Consider the following 18,787-nt stretch of genomic DNA (forward strand, 5'->3'; position numbering starts at 1 on the left):
ACGCTAGGGCCTGTCTGGTTTTCGGTAATCACACTAAATTCATAACGACAGTTATGGCGCTCCTGATTGGCAGCTTTTCTACGATGCACAGGTCAGTCGAGGAAGCCTTGCATGGATATTCGATGGAGATTTGTCTTCGGTAAATTTTTTGTGTGGTTAGCAGCAGAAATTGTGTTGTCAATGCTGGGGATCGATGACTTAGCAGACTATAGCGAGTTTATTTTTGATAGGAATGTACCCGTGCTGATGGCCCAAGAATTGGAACTGCACTAAGGGATATTTGGTTTAGATCTGACAATTTTGGGGCGATGAGTGATGAGTCCGCTTTAATTCATAACTTTGGTTATGAACTGCATAACCTTGTTTACCTTTACCGTATATCCACATAGCAAATGCACTGGCGGTCAACTGCCAATTTGCGTCCTCCGTATCTATGGGCCATATCTGTCCCTAGCATCTACCCAATAACATCCCCGGTTCAGGTTTTCGTTGCCATTGGCAGCTGACCCTTTCACTAACATTGAGCAAGTGACGTTGATCAAGTGATATCGGGTTTTCTGGCGGCAGGACGCAAAGTGCTAATCAACTGACCATCCTTTGGATAACGCGCTAGGGATGGTCGTTGATTTTCTTTTTTGTGATTTCTTTTTTGTGATTGGAGTTATGGGGTATCGGTTATTCGAGTTTTAGGGTGTTGCGATCGCGACCCGGTACATTTTCCAAAGTTGATTCAACTGCCCGTGCAGCGGCCAAAATATCCCGTTCCGCACCCCCCAGATACAATCGGCCAAAGCTACCGATGGAGGAAATTTGCAGGATGTTGATCTGGGCGGCTTTTTCGGCTTCATTTGCGGCCAAAGATGCATAAGCTGCAGGTTCCACTTCCATGACGTATAGGGTTTGCCCAGCCAGAATCATATTGCCGCGTCGGGTGCGGTTGATCAGCTGCACATGGTGTGGGTCCAAGTTACGGATCACCTGGCTAGACACCATACGTGGTTTTAAGCGATCGCGCATTTTCACGCCAAGCACATCTAAAATCGCTTGCCCAGCTGCTTTCACTTCACCTTGGCTACCGGAGTGAATTTCTAGTAGACCATATAAACGTTCAACAATCTGTACACCAGGGGTAACTACAGCCGACTTTAAGGCAACGTCAGTAATACGATTAATCTCAATGCCGGGGGAAATTTCAACCCATAAAGAAGCGTCGCCCGGCAGTGGCAAAAAGCCAATGGAAACGCTGCCCATATAGGCAGCGTGCTGAGGTTGCAAGTTGTCAATATATACGTAGCTACGAAGTTCTACACCCAAGGTCGCGTTAAAATTTATAACCTGCCGATCTTATCAGGTAATCGTCAGGCAAAGATGTGTTGAGACATAGCTGCTATGGCAGAATTACAAAGGATCTTGCGAGAATAAAAGAAGATTCAGTTTATAAGTTTGGAGTCATCCAGCATGGAGAGCGTCAGAGTACGGCAGCATATTGGCAACGATGGCATCCTTCATCTTGAGATTCCGGTTGGGGTAATCGATCGAGAAGTCGAGGTTATGGTTATTTACCAGCCAGTACAGGTATTAGTTGCGACGACATCTCCCCTGGCTCAACTCTATGGGGTATGCGCTAATGATCCAATTAGTCTTGATACCCAGGGTGTTGCAGAGACTCTTGATGATGATCTAACTGGAGCTTTTGATTAGGAATGCACTACCTGTTGGATACAAACGTCTGCGTAGTGTATTTGAATGGACGTTCTACCAAGGTGCGAGATCGTTTGCTGGCAACACCCTTGAATGAAATGGCAGTTTGTTCGGTGGTTAAAGCTGAGCTTTTTTATGGTGCAATGCGAAGCAATAATCCCACTGAAACTGTTAAACGTCAGCAAGAATTTTTGCAGCAATTTGTTTCATTACCTTTTGGCGATGAAGCTGCCAAAGCGTTTGGGAGGATTCGAGCACAATTGGCCAGTGTAGGAACACCAATTGGGGCATATGATTTGCAGATTGCGGCAATTGCAATGGTTAATGGCTTAACATTAGTGACCCATAATACTCGTGAATTTGACCGAGTTGAAGGATTACGATTGGAGGATTGGGAGCTTGGCGTGTAAAGGATAGAATCTATGTCTCTATCTCTCATATTGTATTACATGAGAGATAGTTGATCGTTGTCACTATCAATCTGAGTGGATGTTATTAAAATGGGTCGCTCGGGTATATCGTAGCCTAAGTGTTTCCAAGCAGCTGGAGTGGCAATCCGACCTCGCGGTGTGCGTTGCAAATAGCCAATCTGTAGCAGATAAGGCTCGTAGACCTCTTCAATGGTCTGGGCATCTTCGCCAGTGGCCGCAGCCATAGTGTCCAAACCCACTGGACCACCGTTAAAGTTCTCAATCATCACCGATAGCAACCGTCGATCGGTCCAATCGAGACCGCAGGGATCCACATTAAACAGCTCTAACGCTTCCCCAGCAATCTGTTCCGTAATTGGCCCTGACGCTTTGACTTGCACATAGTCCCGCACCCGCTTCAGTAACCGGTTAGCAATACGCGGTGTGCCCCGAGCTCGCCGGGCAATTTCCATGGCTCCCGATTCTTCAATATCGGTTTTGAGCACGGTGGCTGTACGCAAAATGATGCTGGTCAGTTCATCTAACTCATAGAACCGTAGCCGCTGGATCAAACCAAACCGGTCCCTCAAGGGTGATGTTAGGGCACCTACTTTTGTAGTCGCACCTACAAGGGTAAAGGGCTGTAGCGGAATACTGCGGGTTCTGGCACTTTGCCCCTTACCGATGGTGATATCCAGGCGAGCATCTTCCATTGCTGGATACAAAATTTCTTCGGTCACCCGCGACAACCGATGGATTTCATCAATAAATAAGATGTCTCCGGCTTTTGCATTGACTAGTAGACCGGCAATATCGCGAGGACGCTCCAACGCTGGTGCCGTTGTAATTTTGCAATCCACCTTCATTTCCTGGGCCAGAATCAGGGCCATGGTGGTTTTGCCCAGACCCGGCGGTCCATAAAGCAACAGATGGTCCAAGGGCTCCTTACGGGATTGCGCGGCCTGAATCGCAATTTGTAGGACTTCTTTCAGCGCTTTTTGGCCAATGTAATCATCCAAACTGTGAGGTCGGATACCGTCTTCATTACGACTCACCTCATCGGGGCGAGCTGAGGTTTCTAAGAGCTGATTTTTTTTGGCTGGAGCAGCCGGTGGTGATGGTTTTGACTGAGCTTTCTGTGGCTGATCGTCTGGCTTATTTGATTCCGGCTGCTTGGAAGAAATGATTGCCATGACAACTCAACCAACGATAAAGACAAATGATGGCTGCTAATTTTTACGTGTATAAATCAGCAACGGCAACAAATGTACTATATCGTTTAATAAATCATCACGCGTCCGTCGTTAACAATGTGTACAGCACTGTCATTAACTGCACCACTGGGCAGCAATTCAATTTGTAGGGTATCTGCTTCTGGACGATGCAGCCTGACTTCAATCGGGCGCTGAGCCGCTTCCCAAAATACAACTGATAAATCGCCTATGCCAATCTGGGCATCAATAGTGATGGTCTGATCAGGCCACATGCCGTAGGGTTCAAAATCCAAAACACGTTCGAGGCTAACGCGCCCCCCGGTACGGTTGACGACTTGCAGTGTTACTGCCTGGCCAGGGGCAAATTGGATTTCATTAGAGCCACATCGGTAGACACAGTCAGCTGCTCGAACAGCTGGAGTCGCGATCGCGATCACCAAAGCAGAGCTTAGAAAAAGTAAGTTTTTAAGCATGACAAATCCTCTATAGGTAGAAGCCGACTTAACGGATTGATGCGTTCCATAGCTGGCGATTGAGGCCCGAGAAATGGCAGTTATGGCAGACGCTGGAGGCCGCCATCGCAGACGATGGGCCGTTATCCTCTTCAGAGTTCCCTCAGCAGTGCAAAGCTATCGGTTGCAAAGCTCTGCCATGTTTTTTCTTAAACGTCGTGCTAGTGATGCAGCAGCTAAGCACAGATGTTTTGCGGTTACCGATGGAGGGTACGAGTTGCTTAGCCATCTTTAAAATTGGCCCTTGGGCTGCATAACCCATAGGATTTCATAATGCAGTCTAAAGACTTCTGCCGGAAACGGCGAAAAGTCGCTAAAGTAAAACAATGTAAACGTTTCTAAGGTATATATGCGCGTACTCCTGATGACTGGAAAAGGCGGCGTGGGTAAAACGTCGGTGGCAGCGGCGACGGGGTTACGCTGTGCAGAACTTGGCTATAAGACTTTAGTGCTCAGTACTGATCCAGCACACTCTTTAGCCGATAGCTTTGATATGGAGTTGGAGCATACACCGCGTGAAGTCAAGCCCAATCTTTGGGGTGCAGAGCTGGATGCCCTGCGTGAACTCGAAGGTAATTGGGGTGCGGTCAAGCGCTACATCACTCAAGTGCTGCAGGCCCGTGGTCTAGAAGGGGTAGAAGCTGAAGAGCTTGCGATTCTGCCAGGAATGGATGAAATCTTTAGTCTGGTGCGCATGAAACGTCACCATGATGAAGGTGAGTACGATGTGCTGATTATTGACTCAGCTCCCACCGGTACCGCACTGCGCTTATTGAGTTTGCCAGAGGTTGCAGGCTGGTATATGCGTAAGCTATATAAGCCTTTTCAGGCCGTATCTGCAGCCCTAAGGCCCATTGTGGAGCCTCTCTTCCGCCCCGTTGCCGGATTCTCTTTGCCGACTACTGAGGTGATGGATGCACCTTATGAATTCTACGAGCAGCTAGTCGAGCTGGAGAAGGTGCTCACCGATACTACTACCACATCCGTACGGCTGGTAACCAACCCTGAAAAGATGGTTATCAAAGAATCTCTTCGTGCCCATGCATATCTCAGTCTCTACAATGTGGGCACCGACATGGTGGTGGCCAATCGAATCATTCCAGAGACGGTTACTGATCCGTTCTTTCAGCGTTGGAAAGAGAATCAGCAAATTTATCGACAAGAGATTCATGATGACTTCCGTCCCTTGCCTGTGAAGGAAGTCCCCCTATTCTCTGAAGAGATGTGTGGCATTGAAGCTCTAGAGCGTCTCAAAGAGACAATTTACGGCGATGAAGATCCTACCCAGGTATATTATAAGGAGACTACATTACGGGTGGTTCAAGAGCAGGATAATTATAGTCTGGAAGTTTATCTACCAGGTATTCCTAAGAGCCAAATTGAACTCAGTAAAAGTGCTGATGAATTGAATATTCGTATTGGTAACCACCGCCGTAATTTGGTTCTACCCCAGGCTTTAGCCGCATTACAACCTGCTGGTGCCAAGATGGAAGATGATTATTTAAAGATCAAGTTTGCCGCTTAAGACGGTTGCAAAATTGAAGCATCTGATGGCCCTGATCTCTTCGCAGAAGAGATCAGGGCCATTGAGTGAATATTGAGGCCGCTTTATTCGTAAGGCTACGACGTGCCAAAGTAGTAGAGTTTGGTTCGGTAGCGAAACACAATTTCTCGTTGTTGGCTATAGCGATTGAAGAGGTTTCTCAGCTCAGTCAGCATCATGTCATAGTTAGACGCATCTGCTTTGGGGGCATAGGAGCACGATAACAGGCGGCCTTTTAATCCTTCATAGTCAAATATTTGAGAATTTTCAAAGGCGGCCATTTCCATAGAACGTGGGGCTAAAATATCCGCTAACGTTGCAGATGTTAGACGACGGTGGTTAACTTGTTTGTACTCAATACAGTGGGTTAGCAAAAACTCTTCATAGGCTTGCTGAAACGGATCACTCTCTAAACGAACATTCCAAATCACAGCGACATGACCGCCTGGTTTCAGAATGCGTTCAAATTCTCCGGGTGTTTTTTCTAGATCAAACCAATGAAAAGCCTGACCAGCCACCACCCAATCGACAGAAGCATCGGGAAGAGTGGTGGCTTCGGCTTGGCCATTAATGCTGGTAAACCTAGGATATGCTTTCAAAATACTTTCTGCGGCAAGACGCATATTGGTATTGGGTTCTACTCCGTACACCCGATGGCCATTGTCTAAAAAGTGTTTTGTTAGCAAACCTGTACCTGAGCCGATGTCTGCCACAACATGAGATGCTGAGAGACCAAACTGTTCTTTTAATTGTGCAAAAAGAGCTTCTGGATAGTCGGGGCGATACTTAATGTAGTCTGCCACTCGATCTGAAAATCGTTCCGTTGGGTTGAGACTGGTCATGGCAAGGTACTGAGATAGGAGATTTCATGGGGCGAATAGCTGTTTGAATACGTCCCATCGTGAACAATTCCAATAGTCAATGTGGGCACAGATGAGCCCCTCTGTATTAATTTGTAGCTCACTCCAACCCGGAATAGAGATTCTGGGTTGCCAGGGCGTAGGCGCTGTAAAGTGCAGCGTCCATCGAGTGATAACTGTATTCGCCTGAGGCTGTTCTACCTTGTGCAGTTCCAGATCGATATTATGGAACCACTGTGCAATAAACCCGATCATGCGCTGATAGCGTTCTATGCCACGAAACTCATTTATGGGGTCTTTGAAATAGACATCCTTGGCATAGATTTGATAGCTTTGCGCCTCAGGAAAACGGGCATAATCTGCTTTAATCTGCTCGATTACCGTCATGGCTATTGGCTCACTCATTTTTGGCAGATTCTGATGGATTAACCTCTGACCATAACCGCTCTAGCTGACGTTGCCATGCAGCTAACGCCCGATCACCATAGTCACTGTCTTTCATATCACCCATGATGCCCTCTGCATAGAAACGGTTGATAAGTTGCATGGTATTTTCTAAGGACTGTCCCTGTAATTTAGCCGCGTGAATGATTTGGCGTACCCGAGTTTCGATCAAGGTATTGAAGAAAGGACTGACGCCGGCTTCTTTCATGGCGAGCAATTGATCGATTGCCGACATGAATGTTTCCGTTTCTAAGGTGGCTAGCTTGTGGCGAAATATTCCCCATAGATTGTTGTCATAGCTAGCGTAGTGAGCCATGTGAGTCTGTTCAAAGTTGGCCTCTAGAATCTCCCCTAAAAAAGGCTGAGCTTCGGCAATGGGGACAATGGGGACAAGGAGCCGTAGCCAGGTTTGGCTATTGGTAAAAAGGACTAGCAGTCGCATTTCAGGGGTTTCTACCTGCCAAGCGTCAGGCGTATCCATTTTGCTGGCGCTATTACCAAAGCGTGTCTGAAGCAGGTGGGTAATATCTTGGGGAGTCATTCATCTATGAACAAAAACAACGGCCATGGCAGACCTCCTTATGGCACCATAACGCAACTTAGCGCCTAACTTTGCCCAATAAAAAAGGAGGTGTGCGATCGCACACCTCCTATCTAATTTGCCTATCTAATTTGATTTAAGGAAGCAGTCTTCCGTGTCTCAAGCGATTTGCGTTAACTAGACTAAAACGCAAACCATTCTTCAACCGCTTCCGCCTTAGTATTGGTGTTACGCTCGGGAGTCTCGCGGGTGAACTTCATATGGATGGAGCGCGTTTGCTCACCATCAGCCGCTACAGCCTTGATGGGATAGTCAATTAGACCATCCTGGAAAGACATCTGGAAGCGGAATGTACCGTCGGGCTTCAGGTCAATCTTACGGCTACCGATAGTAACGGTTGCATCCGGCTCAGTGGCACCGTAAACAATTAGCTCAGCATCCGCGATCAACCAGAATTTGCGAGGACGAACCGGCGGGGCAGAAGCAGAGAAGCCAACGCCCGACATGTTAATACCAGAAGCCGTTGGCAGGGCCCACATCCCCACACCAGAGGGGAAGACAAAGGAGCTAACGGCTTGCTCAGGGACCTGATGCATGGAGCCAAACAGTGAACCCGCAATACGCTGAGCTTCCATGGACTGAGCCTTGGCAAAGATCTCATCGTAAATGGGGTTACCTTCAGCATCCATCACACCAGCAGCTTTCTTGCTGGGGGGCACCAGGGTCATCACGGTCTTGCCGCGTAGATCTTCATCCCAGTTAACAGAAACGAAGTGGTCTTCGACCCAGTCAGAGGGATAAACGGGAGGAACGTGGATGGGTGCAGAGCGCGCCATCAACAACCAACGACCGTCGGCAGCCACATAGCCGATTTCAGCAATATAGTCGCGATCGCTAACGGGTATAGGCAAAAACCATTCCCGTGCCATCTCATCACATTCATACTGCTGAAGACTGTGGGGAGCAACAGAGTTGATATCAATGTCAGTCACATCGTAGAAACGAATTGCTAGACGCACACCGCCCTGACGACGCATTTCTTCTTTGTGGACACCAGGAATATCCCAGTAAGCATAGGCCCATTGAGGGTCACGAGGCATTAATACAATGCGACTTTCACCGTAGCCACCAGGCAAATCACCAAACCCATCATCCACAGCGGCTAGCTCTTCCATGGTCATACCTGGAGCAGGCGCTTCAATAGTTGTTGCAACCGTTGCCGCTTTGGGAGCAGGTGCACTCTCACCACGAGCCGCCTGTGCTGAACGAATTGCTTCAACTAAGTCAACTTTACGCATACGGCTGTAGCGAGATACCTCGTACTCGCTTGCTACCAGACGCAGCTGTCGCAACGTCATTTCTTCTAATGGAACCCTTGTACCGTTACCCATGGCCATACCTTTGACTTCCAGCACTGCAGAACAAACAGCTAAATCTCCCACCGGGGATCGCTCTTGGAATTCATCATGCCAGGAAAGCCCGTGGGGATCAACCAAAATGATCCCCACGAAATCAAGGCCACATCGAGAATTCAGTATTTTCAGGAAACAAAATGTCATGAATTCATGATTTATTGATCCCATGCAGCCACTTAGCCCGCAAATAATGTCACATTTTCATGACATTTGGGGATCAGTTCTCGCCTATGCTGCTTGAAATGAACGTAGGGTGTGCGATCGCAACCCAGCAATCGGCAAATATGCCATAAGCAGATATGTCATTAGCAGATATGCAATGATTGGTTCGGAACTATTCAGCACTGTCCTATGACCCAAGCCCCATCAGCACCAAAAGGCAGCCGTCTCATTAGTCGTGTGTTGCCTGTGGCTGTGAAATTTTGGCTGCAAACGCAGCTCGATGAAATTGGGGAGTTGGCCTTTGAAATTCAAGCCACCGATCGGCAAGTATTATCGGGTTATATTCCTGGCATTACCCTATCGGCACAGCAGGCGATATATCAGGGCGTGCGGATTACTCATGTCAATGTGCAAGCCAGTGACATCAAGATCAATATTGGTCAGGTTCTACGAGGTAAGCCTTTACGCCTGCAACAGGAATTTCCCATTGAGGGGCAGGTTGCCTTCGATATGGATGCGCTCGCAGCATCTGCCACAGAATCGATTCTGGCGGATGGTCTTCTTGACTTCTGGCAAACCCTTGTGGCTAAAGAGGATGTGGCCACAGAAATAGCAACTCACTATGGTGCCAACATTGCCGCCCTCAAAGATCCACAGCTCTCTGAGTACCAATCAAAATTGCAAACCCTGGACACAGATTTGATGTTGCATCTTGTGCGTAACGAGCAATCAGAAATTGGCCTGAGGGGATCTCTAGACGTTGATCATGGCCATATCCTCCGCTTAACCACCGCCCAGTGGCGCTTGCCTTCTGGAGAGCATGTGCGCAGCGATGCCCTCACAGATTTCTGTTGGAATCTAGGCGAACAGACTGATTTGCAGTCACTTCAGGTGCAAGATGATCAGCTGATGTGCCAGTGCCGAATTATGGTGCAGCCCTAGCTACCTGGCCACACACCAGGCAAACTAGGCAACAACATGGTGATGAAATAAAACACTAGCGGTGCGGTAAAGACATAACTATCCGTGCGGTCTAGAATGCCTCCGTGGCCTGGAATTAAGGTACCTGAGTCCTTAACACCAGCATCGCGCTTCATCAAAGATTCGGTCAAATCGCCCAAAAGGCTAGACACACCGATCATGGTGCCAAAGGCAGGGCCGGTAATCCACCACAGGGGCCACTGCATCAGCCAGGCTCCAGTGCAACCCACGAATAGGCTACCGATAATGCCGCAAAAGGCTCCCTCAACCGTCTTCTTAGGACTAATGTTGGTCAGGGGAGTGCGACCAAAGGTGCGGCCAGCTACATAGGCACCAATATCAGCCGCCCAAATGCAGGCAAAGGCTAAAAAGGTATGCACCAAACCAATGGGTAAGCTCTCTAAATGCCAATCGGTGGGCCAATAGCCACCCAGGGGCAAATTCGTTAAATCACTGCCCCAGTCTCGTAGGCGAATCCAGTAGCTGGGTAAATAGCCGCCGTAAAACAAGCCTAAAATAGACGCTGCCACGTCAGCAATGGTGGCAAACTTGGGCTGGAATAACACGTAAAAACAGATGCACGTGCCTGCCAAAGATAAAATCGCATCCGTTAGGGGTGGGGCGATGTGGGCTGACATCAACAGCACCTGACTGACAATCAGGGTGGTTTTAACAGCCGCGTTAATACCTTTGGCTTTGGTCAGGGCAAAGACCTCTAGCTGGCCGAGGTAGACGATAATGCCGAACGCGATTGTGAAATACCACCCCCCTAAGATGATCATCAGTAGGGCAATTGCGATCGCAACTCCACCACTAGCAATACGGATCCACGGCATAAGCGAATAAGTAAACGGGCCCAATAGTCAGGATAGACCGATTCAGAAGCTTAACACTTGATGGCCCCGTCTCTCCCATGGGGACGTATTTAATGGTCTTTTAGACAGATATCTAAACCGATACTGACATCAGATTTTCTTCCCACTTCCGTGGTGCACTGGCGCGGCGAATATATCGCCAGATCTGGGTTGCCGCCAATGTACCGTCGGCGACAGCCACCGATACCTGGTTCAGACCCTGCTTCAAATCGCCCACGGCAAAAATACGATCGTGGGTCGTTTGAGCCATCCCATTAGTCACCAAGTTTTCACCATCCCAGGTCAGACCCTCAATTCCTTTGAGGTAATGATTATGATAAATCGACCCCATATTAATCAGCCCTGTGGTCGCTTCCACAATGGTGCCGTCCTTGAGTTCCACACCGCTCATCTTGTGGTTCTCGCCCAAAACACGAGCAATGGGTGCTTCATAGAGAGGATAGCCATGGTCTGCTAACTTTTGCTTCATTTCAGGACCCACGGTGAAACCATTAGTGAGCACAGAAATATAAGGTGTGAACCAGTTCAGCACAAAGGCCACATTAATTTGAGATTCGCGGCTGACCATGACTACCGCTTTCTGGTCCCACATATCAAAGCCGTCACAGATCATGCAAACGTGCAGCGTGTAGCCCGCATAATCATAGACATTTTGCATATCGTCTAACTCAGGTAAGACGTCAATGACGCCAGAGGCGGCAATCAAATACTTACTGCGAAGCGTATAGTACTTGACGTTTTTCTTGCCGATTTTCACCTTGACTGCAAAGGTATCCCCTTCGTCAGTCACCTCTTCCACAAATGCTCGCAGGTGATCAGCGCCCCAATCCATAGCCTGCTTTGCACCATGGGTGAGGATATCTCGTCCCGGAGTGTTAGGGTCTAAGCCAAGGTAGTTACGAGTATCCTGCATCCATAGGGAGCGTCCTTTGCCTTTTTCAATAACAAGACATTTCAGACCGTAGCGCGCCAGATAAATAGCGGCTGATAGGCCTCCCATACCACCACCGACAACAATCGCGTCATAGAGGGTATCAAGATGATTTTCAATATTTGCACTAGATAGTTTCATTGTTTTCTAACCTGCCCTAAGCGGGCGTTGGGGATGAGTCTGTTGGTAGTGAATATGGATAACTCCATGGGTGTTTATCTCAAGCAATGAGAACACCTTGAGTACCTAGAGATACAGACGGCAAAGAAGACATTACCATTAGCCTTCTTTGCCGTCTAGTGTTGCAGGGCTGGACTTCGGCGTGAACAGTTCGGCTGAGCGGTTCGGCTGAGCTCACCGTCGAAGCCTCACCGTTGAAACCTCAGTCGAACGCACAAGATTCAGTCCCTACAGGATTTAATTTTGATAGGGCTTAGCCAACAAACTCTTTACGAGGGGCAGATACACCAGGAGCAGCAGCACCCTTGAGGTAAGCCAGCATAGTGTCAGCGTCAGAGACCTCGAAGGGGTCAGTGGGACAGTTGTCACCAAAATCAGGCTCAGCAAATAGCTTCTCGATGGCCATATCGTTAACAACCATGGAGTAGCGCCAAGAGCGCATGCCAAAACCCAGGTTAGACTTGTCTACCAACATCCCCATCTTGCGGCTGAATTCGCCGTTACCATCGGGTAATAGCTTCACGTTCTTAGCCCCCTGTTGCTTGCCCCACTGGAACATAACGAAGGCATCGTTAACGGAGAGACAGTAGATATCATCAACACCCAGAGCCTTCATTTCATCAGCTAGCTCTTCATAACGGGGTAAGTGGTTAGAGGAGCAAGTGGGAGTGAACGCACCAGGAAGAGAGAAGACAACGATTTTTTTACCAGCAAAAATATCTTGGGTAGTAGTATCCTGCCAGCGGTAGGGGTTAGGGCCTTCAACGGACTCATCACGAACGCGAGTCTTAAAAACAACGCTGGGCACTTTCTCAATAACAGCCATGATAATTTCCTGTAGATTAATTGTTAGGTGGATCAGTAACTGAAAACGTACTGTCTGTTTGTCAGCAAAGCTCAAACTGAACAAACGACAGACTTACAGATTTCATTGAGTGGTCACTTCCTAAATCAGAATAATTCTTATCTTAAAAAATGTCAACATTGGAAATTATTCAAATTTCGAAGTAGCTGTTAGATAATGTGAATGCTAAGATGGTACTACTTTGCTCGCACTATCAGCGTCATACATGCCTATATCTTGCATGCTCTAATGCTTTTGTGTGTGAAACTCCATTCACATTCTCTTTAGATTTAATCGGCGATGTCTCTGCAGACGGAAGAAATTGTAAAAGTCCTCAAATCTAAGCATCTGCGGGTTACCCCTCAGCGATTTGCAGTCTATGCCAACCTGCTTTCTCGTGAGGATCATCCAACAGCTGAGCAAATCCTGAGCGATGTTAATAAGGATGTGCCCCGGTCTTCCCAGGCGACCATATATAGTTCGCTACAGGCATTACGGGATGTCGGCCTGGTACGCGAGGTGCTGTTGGAAGAAGGTGTATGCCGTTACGATGCCAATGTGGGCCAGCATCACCATTTTCGCTGCAAGGTGTGTGGCTCCATCGAAGATATCCCGTGGGAAAAGTTTCAGTGTTTGGATACGGCGCAGCTGCGTCCTGGGTTGACCGTGGATAGTTATGAAGTGACTGTGTATGGGGTTTGCGATCGCTGCGATTAGATCGCCCATTGCAACGGCCTAGCCATGCCCACAGGCACCTTCATGTATAAAAAATGATGTTGGATCACGTAGGGGTAGTGCCTTGTGCCTACCCCATTTCGCGTGGGCCAAAAATTTTTCATCACAATTTTGAGTATTCGCAAAAAACTTCAGCAGAACTTCGACTTATTTTGAAGTCCGCATCACCATATTCAAGGGCAAATTCGCATAAAACTGTATGGGGTGTATCCCATTTACTTCGTTTGAGTTGTCCCATAAACGGTTTTTTTAAACGTATGACAGCCCTCAATCCTATTCTGAATTTTCTAACCCAGCCCTCAAGTTCTGGGACTGCAGCGATTTTGCCTTTAGAGCTAACAAGTGTCGCTGATGGGCAAGATACAACAGCGTCATTGCAAAGTCTTAACGCGGCATTTCTTATGGTTTTGGCTGGTGAGACCCACCCCAGCTTTTCTAACGCTCAAACTTATCTAGAGAAATTATCCACGTCACCAGAGTGGGGTAAAGCCGCTAAGTTTTACATCCAAAGTGCTCAGCTGATTGCTCAAGAATTAGAGCAAGTTTGCGAGAAAGATGCTGATCTAAAGTCCAAGTTGGAGTATGTAGCCACCACCCTGGACGGTGTAGCTGATGATACAGTTGCTGCCGCTAATACAGTTTGGTCTGTACTGTTTCCCGAAGGTACTGGCATTTGGGAAAGAGAAGCTGAACAAGTTGCCGCATTGCGTGAAAAGCGTACAGTTTCAATTGATCAGCTCAACCCCAATCCAATTGAGAACCCTGCCAAGCAGGTGCTCTTCACCTCTAATGCTCTGCTAACAATGCCCCTGGGCTCAGCAGACTTGTCCGCATTTGATGCTGACTTTCAATCCGAACTAGCAGATGCGGCGGATGATCCTCAGCTTTACTGGTATGACCACCCCATTCCCATTGGTGTCGCCGCTGAGAACAATGAGATTCTATATGGTCTCAAGCACCTGAACCATGCAGTTGCATACGAGAATGAGCAATCAGGCAGCACCGACAAAGTCAACTGTGTGTTGTCAGTGTCAGTCACCCATGAGCGCTTGCAAACATTGGGTAAGAGCTATTTAAAGCAGGTGTTAGCGGCCAGTGAGCCGTTGGACCATCTGAATATTTTTGCCTTCACAGAGACAGATACTAATAAGCTAATTGAGAAAGTCTTACTGCCTATCTTAGAGAAATCCTCTTCTAGTGAAGATGCCAAAGAAATGTTGGCTGTCTTTGGCGTGGATGGTCGTTATGGCCGCCACTACAGCTTCCTAAAGGCGATTGTTGCTTTGTGGAATGCGCTAGTCGATCCTAAGATTAAAGCCACATTTAAGATTGATCTGGATCAGGTCTTTCCCCAGGCTAAGTTGCTAGAGCAAACTGGTGACACTGCCTTTGGCCATCTAAAGACACCTCTCTGGGGTGCAACAGGCAAAGACTCCGCCGGTCAGCCCATTGAGCTAGGCATGATTGCTGGCGCATTGGTTAACCAAAAGGATATTCACAAAGGTGTATTTACACCTGACGTGACAGTTCCAGGAACTAAGCTTGCTCCCGATGAGTATGTGTTCTTTAGCAAACTGCCCCAGGCGCTATCCACAGAGGCAGAAATGATGACTCGCTATGAGGCGGGCACTGACTTTGATGGAGAGACGAAAGCCATCCAGCGGATTCACGTGACCGGTGGTACTAACGGGATATTGGTGGATACTCTACGCCGTTATCACACATTTACGCCTAGCTTTATTGGTCGTGCAGAAGATCAAGCTTACATTCTCTCGGCCCGTGGGCAGCAGCCTAACCTGGGATATGCCCATGCGTCTGGTTTGATTATGCGCCATGACAAAGAAGGCTTTGCCCAGGAAGCCATTGCCATGGCTAAGGTGGGTAAGCAGGTAGGAGATTATCTACGGATTCTGTTGTTCTCCAAGTATGCTGAGGCACTCCCCGAAGCGACAGAAAGCATTAAAGCAGATATTGCTCCGTTTACAGGTTGCTTTGTATCTCGACTCCCGATCACAGTGGCGATGTTGAGATTCTCTCTTAAGGTGGCAAATCTGTTTAATGCCGGCAAGTCAGACGAGGCAACTGAGTTTATCCAAACAGGTGTTTTCCAGCTGCAAGAAGGTCTAGACTTTATCCAGGGAGAGCCCAGCAACCTGCAAAAGACCTATGAGGGTGAGAAAGCTGGTTGGCAGTTGTTTTATCAGGCTCTAGAGAGTGTGGAGCAGGCGATGCAGAATGATGAAGAGTGGGCACTTGAGGTGAAGCAAGTCACTCAGGCAATTGTTCAGAACTGTCGTGTTAACTAGAGAAGAGAAAACATCAGCTATCGATCTAATATTTCGATAGTTACATATCTGCTCAAAGCCCGAGAGACAGCTATGTCTTTCGGGCTTCATAGGTAAAAGGGCTTTATAGCTCTTGGTATGTGATTTAGATGTGGTTTACGGAGTAGCAGAGTACTATTGAGATGTACACCTACAACTGTACCTGTATGACTCAGGCTAAAGAGTCCCCAGAGTTGCTACAACCGGTGCCACCGGTGCCACCGTCGGAGAGTTTGCCGACGATGTACGATCTGCCGAGTGAATTTCCCGAGGAACCTGGCTTGCCTGACGAGTTTCATGATTTGCAACCCCAGCTGCTGAGTCGCACTCTGCGCTTGACTCAGTATGCGGCTGATAACTATTTCACAGGTACGGACATTAACCTCTACTATGATGTGCGCAACCCGCTGTGGCATAAGCGACCTGATTGGTTTTTGGCGGTGGATGTACCAAGGCTCTATGGTGGCAAGGATTTGCGCAATAGCTATGTGGTATGGCAGGAAGGAGTAAGCCCACTGGTTGTGGTTGAGTTTTTGTCGCCGGGGACTGAAGCGGAGGATTTAGGGCCGTTTTATAGGGATGGAGAGGCTCTTGAAACTGTAAACGGTCAGCAGACTAACGGTCAGCCATCACCACCGCGAAAGTGGCAAGTATATGAGCAGATTTTGCGGGTGCCGTACTATGTGGTGTTTAGCCGTTACACGGGAGTGGTGAGGTTCTTTCGATTGGTGGGGGCACGATATGAGGAGCAATTATTGCAGGATGCTCAGCAGCAGATTTGGATGCCCGAGTTAGACCTGGGATTGGGTATTTGGTCTGGGATTTTTGAGGGGATTGACCATAACTGGCTGCGGTGGTGTGATGCTGAAGGTAACTGGCTGCTGACGGATACGGAATTAGCAGCGCAGCGGGCAGATGAGGCGATGGAAAGGGCAGATGAGGCGGAGGCACGGCTGCGACAGGTGGTGAGAAATTTACGACAGTCGGGGATGGATACGGCTGCTATTGCTGGCGTGGTAGGTTTATCTGTTGAGGATATAGACAGCATGGACAACAACCTTGTGTAGGTTGGATTATCCAGGATCTGTATAATCCATCGAATCGATAAACTTGGTTTAATTCATCAAGTATTTTTGATGAATTCTCATAACAATGCCTGAATTACTGAGGTGTATTGCTTTTAGGCGAAGCAACAACTCTTGTCATCGGTCTTAACAATCTATATCTTGACTCGGCTCTAAAAGAGATTTATAGTTTCTCGCAAGTCGTTTTTATGGCGACTCTACTACAGAACTGAATACCTGGCACTGTCGGCAGGTGGTGGCACACCTAACCGACAGCTGACCCACAGCTGAACTGGCAGACTGCGGGCTTTGGTTATTATGCCTTAGCACCCTCGGTGTGCATACATCTTGTGAGGTTTGCTAAGGCATTCGGTTCTGGTTTCCTTGCAAACTCTAAGTTTTGGAGATCAGAATCCATGTTTCAAGACCAGTCCGCAGTCATGCCGAAATCTGAACCAGCTCCCTTGCCAGAGCACCAATTTGAAACGGTGCGTCATATCCTGTTTGGCACCCTCACCGCTGTGCGCAACACGATGAAGCTACTGCATAAGCTCAACTACGCCGAACCGAATGATTGGAGTAAGCCCTTACCCACCGGGCGACCTAATGAGGTAATGGCGATTTTGACCAAGCGCATCAGAGTCGATTAACAACAAATGTAGGGTGGATTAGCGATTATTCGCGTAATCCACCGAATCCTACAAATCAAGGTGAGAAAATTCTATTGACACCTGATGAGCAAGTGCCGCTGACCTTGAAGTGAGGCTCTAGTTGCTAGGTTTGAGAGATCCAACCCTCGGGCAATTTATTAAGTTCTTCTAGCAAGAAGTCACCATAAACCCATACCCGAGAGTCATTATAAAGATTACTGAGAATTGGTTTGCGGGTACCCAACCTATCCCAAGGTTGAAGATCGGAATCCAATTCACAAAAGCCAACCCAAGGATAGCCATCTTGCTGTAGTTCTTCAGATTTAACGAGCACAGCTGCCAAAATCGCCAAATCATAGGGTTTTAAAGAAAGGCCTATAGCACCAATCGTAACTTGACGCTCTAGCATCGACTCGGACAGTGGAAAAACACTGAGTCCTGGGTGGGAGGCTAACATTTCTAATCTTTCTGAAACCTTTGTCAGTTCATTGACGACTAATCCATCAAACTGGTTAAATACCTGAAATGCGGCTTCTGCATCTTCAAGGTTTATGCGCCCCTCATCCCTCGCCCATCGCACAAATTTGCGTAAATCTTCTGAACGCGATCGGGGTGTAAATCTCCGAGGTACAGTTTCACGAGCTTCCGCCAGACATATCGCGGGAACAAATAGCCGAAACTCGCCAGCGTCAGCTCGTTGTAATAATTGAATTGCCTGTGGACTCTGTAAATGGGCTGGTGCCGCAAGATCTACAACCCAATTTGTTTCCACTAAAACTATGCTGGGTTTCAACTGGCTACTCTGCTCCACCTGGGGCCAGCTGCCCGAATTTCACCAAGTCTCAGAAGACTAATGGTGGGCTCACTAAAAAGCTGCTTTAAATCACTGGGCAAATTTTCTAAACTTGAAGTTTGCTTTAATGTCTCAAGCCACTGTTGAACCCGTGATTCAAATTCCAGGCCATAGTTCCCTTTCCATTGCTCATTTGCAGAAGGCAATAAATGCTCTGGTAGCATTGCTTCACTAACCACTGCAATCGATTCACCATGAGACTTTTCTAGAGAATCACGGAGAAGCAAAATATGGTCGCCAGTTACAGCTAGGCCAACTGAGCAACCCATGGAAACCATTAGGCTTTTGAGTTGCTGGATAGCACTTGGAAGATGAGTGAAGCTGTTATTGAGTTTTACTTCAACGACAATTAAATATTCCCCATCAGGACTGACTACGACAATGTCTGGATGTGCTGTATTCATGGCTATATTGTAGCTTGTGGGCACCTCGATTAATTCAAAAATAGAGTCTCAATATGAGATCATGGTTACGGATTAGGGTTGACAGGGAGACTTCTGATGGGACAACAAGGATTTTGGGATTTTGAGACCCGTCATCAAAAGCTG

Annotated in this window: 22 protein-coding genes; 10 read left to right on the forward strand and 12 right to left on the reverse strand. The window is 47.8% G+C overall.

What is annotated here, in order from left to right; all coding sequences use genetic code 11:
* The first annotated feature begins 111 nt into the window (after nucleotides 1-111).
* Nucleotides 112-273, forward strand: coding sequence for a hypothetical protein (locus QGP82_RS33625; RefSeq protein ID WP_499062211.1), 162 nt, complete (start codon nucleotides 112-114; stop codon nucleotides 271-273).
* Nucleotides 274-675: 402 nt separating this feature from the next.
* On the opposite strand, the gene ccmP is transcribed toward QGP82_RS33625, so the two are convergent.
* The gene (gene ccmP / locus QGP82_RS33630) at nucleotides 676-1,314 is read right to left on the reverse strand and encodes a beta-carboxysome protein CcmP (RefSeq protein ID WP_490793006.1); all 639 of its coding nucleotides are present in this window, start codon (nucleotides 1,312-1,314) and stop codon (nucleotides 676-678) included.
* Nucleotides 1,315-1,458: 144 nt separating this feature from the next.
* Between ccmP and QGP82_RS33635 the strand changes: the two genes are divergently transcribed.
* Nucleotides 1,459-1,701 (forward strand): hypothetical protein, encoded by a 243-nt coding sequence (locus QGP82_RS33635; RefSeq protein ID WP_163697868.1) that lies wholly within the window; start codon nucleotides 1,459-1,461, stop codon nucleotides 1,699-1,701.
* A 2-nt stretch (nucleotides 1,702-1,703) separates the two neighbouring features.
* A complete protein-coding gene (gene vapC, locus QGP82_RS33640) occupies nucleotides 1,704-2,111 on the forward strand; it encodes a type II toxin-antitoxin system tRNA(fMet)-specific endonuclease VapC (protein ID WP_163697866.1) in 408 nt (135 codons plus the stop codon).
* A 35-nt stretch (nucleotides 2,112-2,146) separates the two neighbouring features.
* Here vapC and ruvB read toward each other — a convergent pair whose 3' ends face one another.
* Both ruvB and QGP82_RS33650 read right to left on the reverse strand, forming a co-directional pair.
* On the reverse strand, nucleotides 2,147-3,304 hold the full coding sequence (ruvB, locus tag QGP82_RS33645; protein WP_163663760.1) for a Holliday junction branch migration DNA helicase RuvB: 1,158 nt from the start codon (nucleotides 3,302-3,304) through the stop codon (nucleotides 2,147-2,149).
* 86 nt (nucleotides 3,305-3,390) lie between these two features.
* Nucleotides 3,391-3,798, reverse strand: a complete 408-nt coding sequence (locus tag QGP82_RS33650) for a hypothetical protein (protein WP_163697864.1) — start codon at nucleotides 3,796-3,798, stop codon at nucleotides 3,391-3,393.
* Between the two features lie 82 nt (nucleotides 3,799-3,880).
* Between QGP82_RS33650 and QGP82_RS33655 the strand changes: the two genes are divergently transcribed.
* Together QGP82_RS33655 and QGP82_RS33660 are read left to right on the forward strand one after the other, a co-directional pair.
* Complete coding sequence (locus tag QGP82_RS33655; protein ID WP_499062212.1) at nucleotides 3,881-4,072, forward strand: hypothetical protein; 192 nt, start codon at nucleotides 3,881-3,883, stop codon at nucleotides 4,070-4,072.
* A 114-nt stretch (nucleotides 4,073-4,186) separates the two neighbouring features.
* On the forward strand, nucleotides 4,187-5,362 hold the full coding sequence (locus QGP82_RS33660; protein WP_163663781.1) for a TRC40/GET3/ArsA family transport-energizing ATPase: 1,176 nt from the start codon (nucleotides 4,187-4,189) through the stop codon (nucleotides 5,360-5,362).
* Nucleotides 5,363-5,457: 95 nt separating this feature from the next.
* On the opposite strand, the gene QGP82_RS33665 is transcribed toward QGP82_RS33660, so the two are convergent.
* The 4 genes from QGP82_RS33665 to QGP82_RS33680 all read right to left on the reverse strand — a co-directional run bounded on the left by QGP82_RS33665 (nucleotide 5,458) and on the right by QGP82_RS33680 (nucleotide 8,616).
* Nucleotides 5,458-6,222 (reverse strand): class I SAM-dependent methyltransferase, encoded by a 765-nt coding sequence (locus tag QGP82_RS33665; protein ID WP_499062213.1) that lies wholly within the window; start codon nucleotides 6,220-6,222, stop codon nucleotides 5,458-5,460.
* A gap of 24 nt (nucleotides 6,223-6,246) precedes the next feature.
* A complete protein-coding gene (locus QGP82_RS33670) occupies nucleotides 6,247-6,627 on the reverse strand; it encodes a C6orf136 family protein (RefSeq protein WP_499062220.1) in 381 nt (126 codons plus the stop codon).
* A 10-nt stretch (nucleotides 6,628-6,637) separates the two neighbouring features.
* Nucleotides 6,638-7,225: a hypothetical protein gene (locus tag QGP82_RS33675; protein WP_163663784.1), complete on the reverse strand. Its 588-nt coding sequence runs from the start codon at nucleotides 7,223-7,225 to the stop codon at nucleotides 6,638-6,640.
* Between the two features lie 182 nt (nucleotides 7,226-7,407).
* A complete protein-coding gene (locus tag QGP82_RS33680; protein WP_163671631.1) occupies nucleotides 7,408-8,616 on the reverse strand; it encodes a DUF4912 domain-containing protein in 1,209 nt (402 codons plus the stop codon).
* 375 nt (nucleotides 8,617-8,991) lie between these two features.
* Between QGP82_RS33680 and QGP82_RS33685 the strand changes: the two genes are divergently transcribed.
* Nucleotides 8,992-9,744 carry an LmeA family phospholipid-binding protein gene (locus QGP82_RS33685; RefSeq protein ID WP_163663786.1) on the forward strand — a complete coding sequence of 251 codons (753 nt, stop codon included), beginning with the start codon at nucleotides 8,992-8,994 and terminating at the stop codon, nucleotides 9,742-9,744.
* Here QGP82_RS33685 and QGP82_RS33690 read toward each other — a convergent pair.
* The 3 genes from QGP82_RS33690 to QGP82_RS33700 form a co-directional block, all read right to left on the reverse strand.
* A complete protein-coding gene (locus QGP82_RS33690) occupies nucleotides 9,741-10,619 on the reverse strand; it encodes a phosphatidate cytidylyltransferase (RefSeq protein ID WP_163663788.1) in 879 nt (292 codons plus the stop codon). The two genes, QGP82_RS33685 and QGP82_RS33690, sit on opposite strands and share 4 nt — an antisense overlap.
* Before the next feature lie 112 nt (nucleotides 10,620-10,731).
* Nucleotides 10,732-11,730: an NAD(P)/FAD-dependent oxidoreductase gene (locus tag QGP82_RS33695; protein WP_163663790.1), complete on the reverse strand. Its 999-nt coding sequence runs from the start codon at nucleotides 11,728-11,730 to the stop codon at nucleotides 10,732-10,734.
* Between the two features lie 292 nt (nucleotides 11,731-12,022).
* Complete coding sequence (locus tag QGP82_RS33700) at nucleotides 12,023-12,595, reverse strand: peroxiredoxin (RefSeq protein ID WP_163663792.1); 573 nt, start codon at nucleotides 12,593-12,595, stop codon at nucleotides 12,023-12,025.
* 318 nt (nucleotides 12,596-12,913) lie between these two features.
* Here QGP82_RS33700 and QGP82_RS33705 point away from each other — a divergent pair, with 318 nt between their 5' ends.
* The 4 genes from QGP82_RS33705 (at nucleotide 12,914) to QGP82_RS33720 (ending at nucleotide 17,386) form a co-directional block, all read left to right on the forward strand.
* On the forward strand, nucleotides 12,914-13,330 hold the full coding sequence (locus QGP82_RS33705; RefSeq protein WP_163663794.1) for a Fur family transcriptional regulator: 417 nt from the start codon (nucleotides 12,914-12,916) through the stop codon (nucleotides 13,328-13,330).
* A gap of 275 nt (nucleotides 13,331-13,605) precedes the next feature.
* Complete coding sequence (locus tag QGP82_RS33710; RefSeq protein WP_499062214.1) at nucleotides 13,606-15,654, forward strand: hypothetical protein; 2,049 nt, start codon at nucleotides 13,606-13,608, stop codon at nucleotides 15,652-15,654.
* A gap of 185 nt (nucleotides 15,655-15,839) precedes the next feature.
* Nucleotides 15,840-16,739: a Uma2 family endonuclease gene (locus QGP82_RS33715; RefSeq protein ID WP_499062215.1), complete on the forward strand. Its 900-nt coding sequence runs from the start codon at nucleotides 15,840-15,842 to the stop codon at nucleotides 16,737-16,739.
* A gap of 413 nt (nucleotides 16,740-17,152) precedes the next feature.
* Nucleotides 17,153-17,386, forward strand: coding sequence for a hypothetical protein (locus QGP82_RS33720; protein ID WP_499062216.1), 234 nt, complete (start codon nucleotides 17,153-17,155; stop codon nucleotides 17,384-17,386).
* 124 nt (nucleotides 17,387-17,510) lie between these two features.
* On the opposite strand, the gene QGP82_RS33725 is transcribed toward QGP82_RS33720, so the two are convergent.
* Nucleotides 17,511-18,179, reverse strand: a complete 669-nt coding sequence (locus QGP82_RS33725) for a hypothetical protein (RefSeq protein WP_499062217.1) — start codon at nucleotides 18,177-18,179, stop codon at nucleotides 17,511-17,513.
* On the reverse strand, nucleotides 18,176-18,643 hold the full coding sequence (locus tag QGP82_RS33730) for a hypothetical protein (protein ID WP_499062218.1): 468 nt from the start codon (nucleotides 18,641-18,643) through the stop codon (nucleotides 18,176-18,178). The genes QGP82_RS33725 and QGP82_RS33730 overlap by 4 nt, the downstream gene beginning before the upstream one ends.
* Nucleotides 18,644-18,787 lie beyond the last annotated feature (144 nt).

It is taken from the genome of Leptothoe sp. LEGE 181152 (assembly GCF_032906605.1).
In the GTDB taxonomy this organism is placed as follows: Bacteria; Cyanobacteriota; Cyanobacteriia; order Phormidesmidales; family Phormidesmidaceae; genus Leptothoe; species Leptothoe turfae.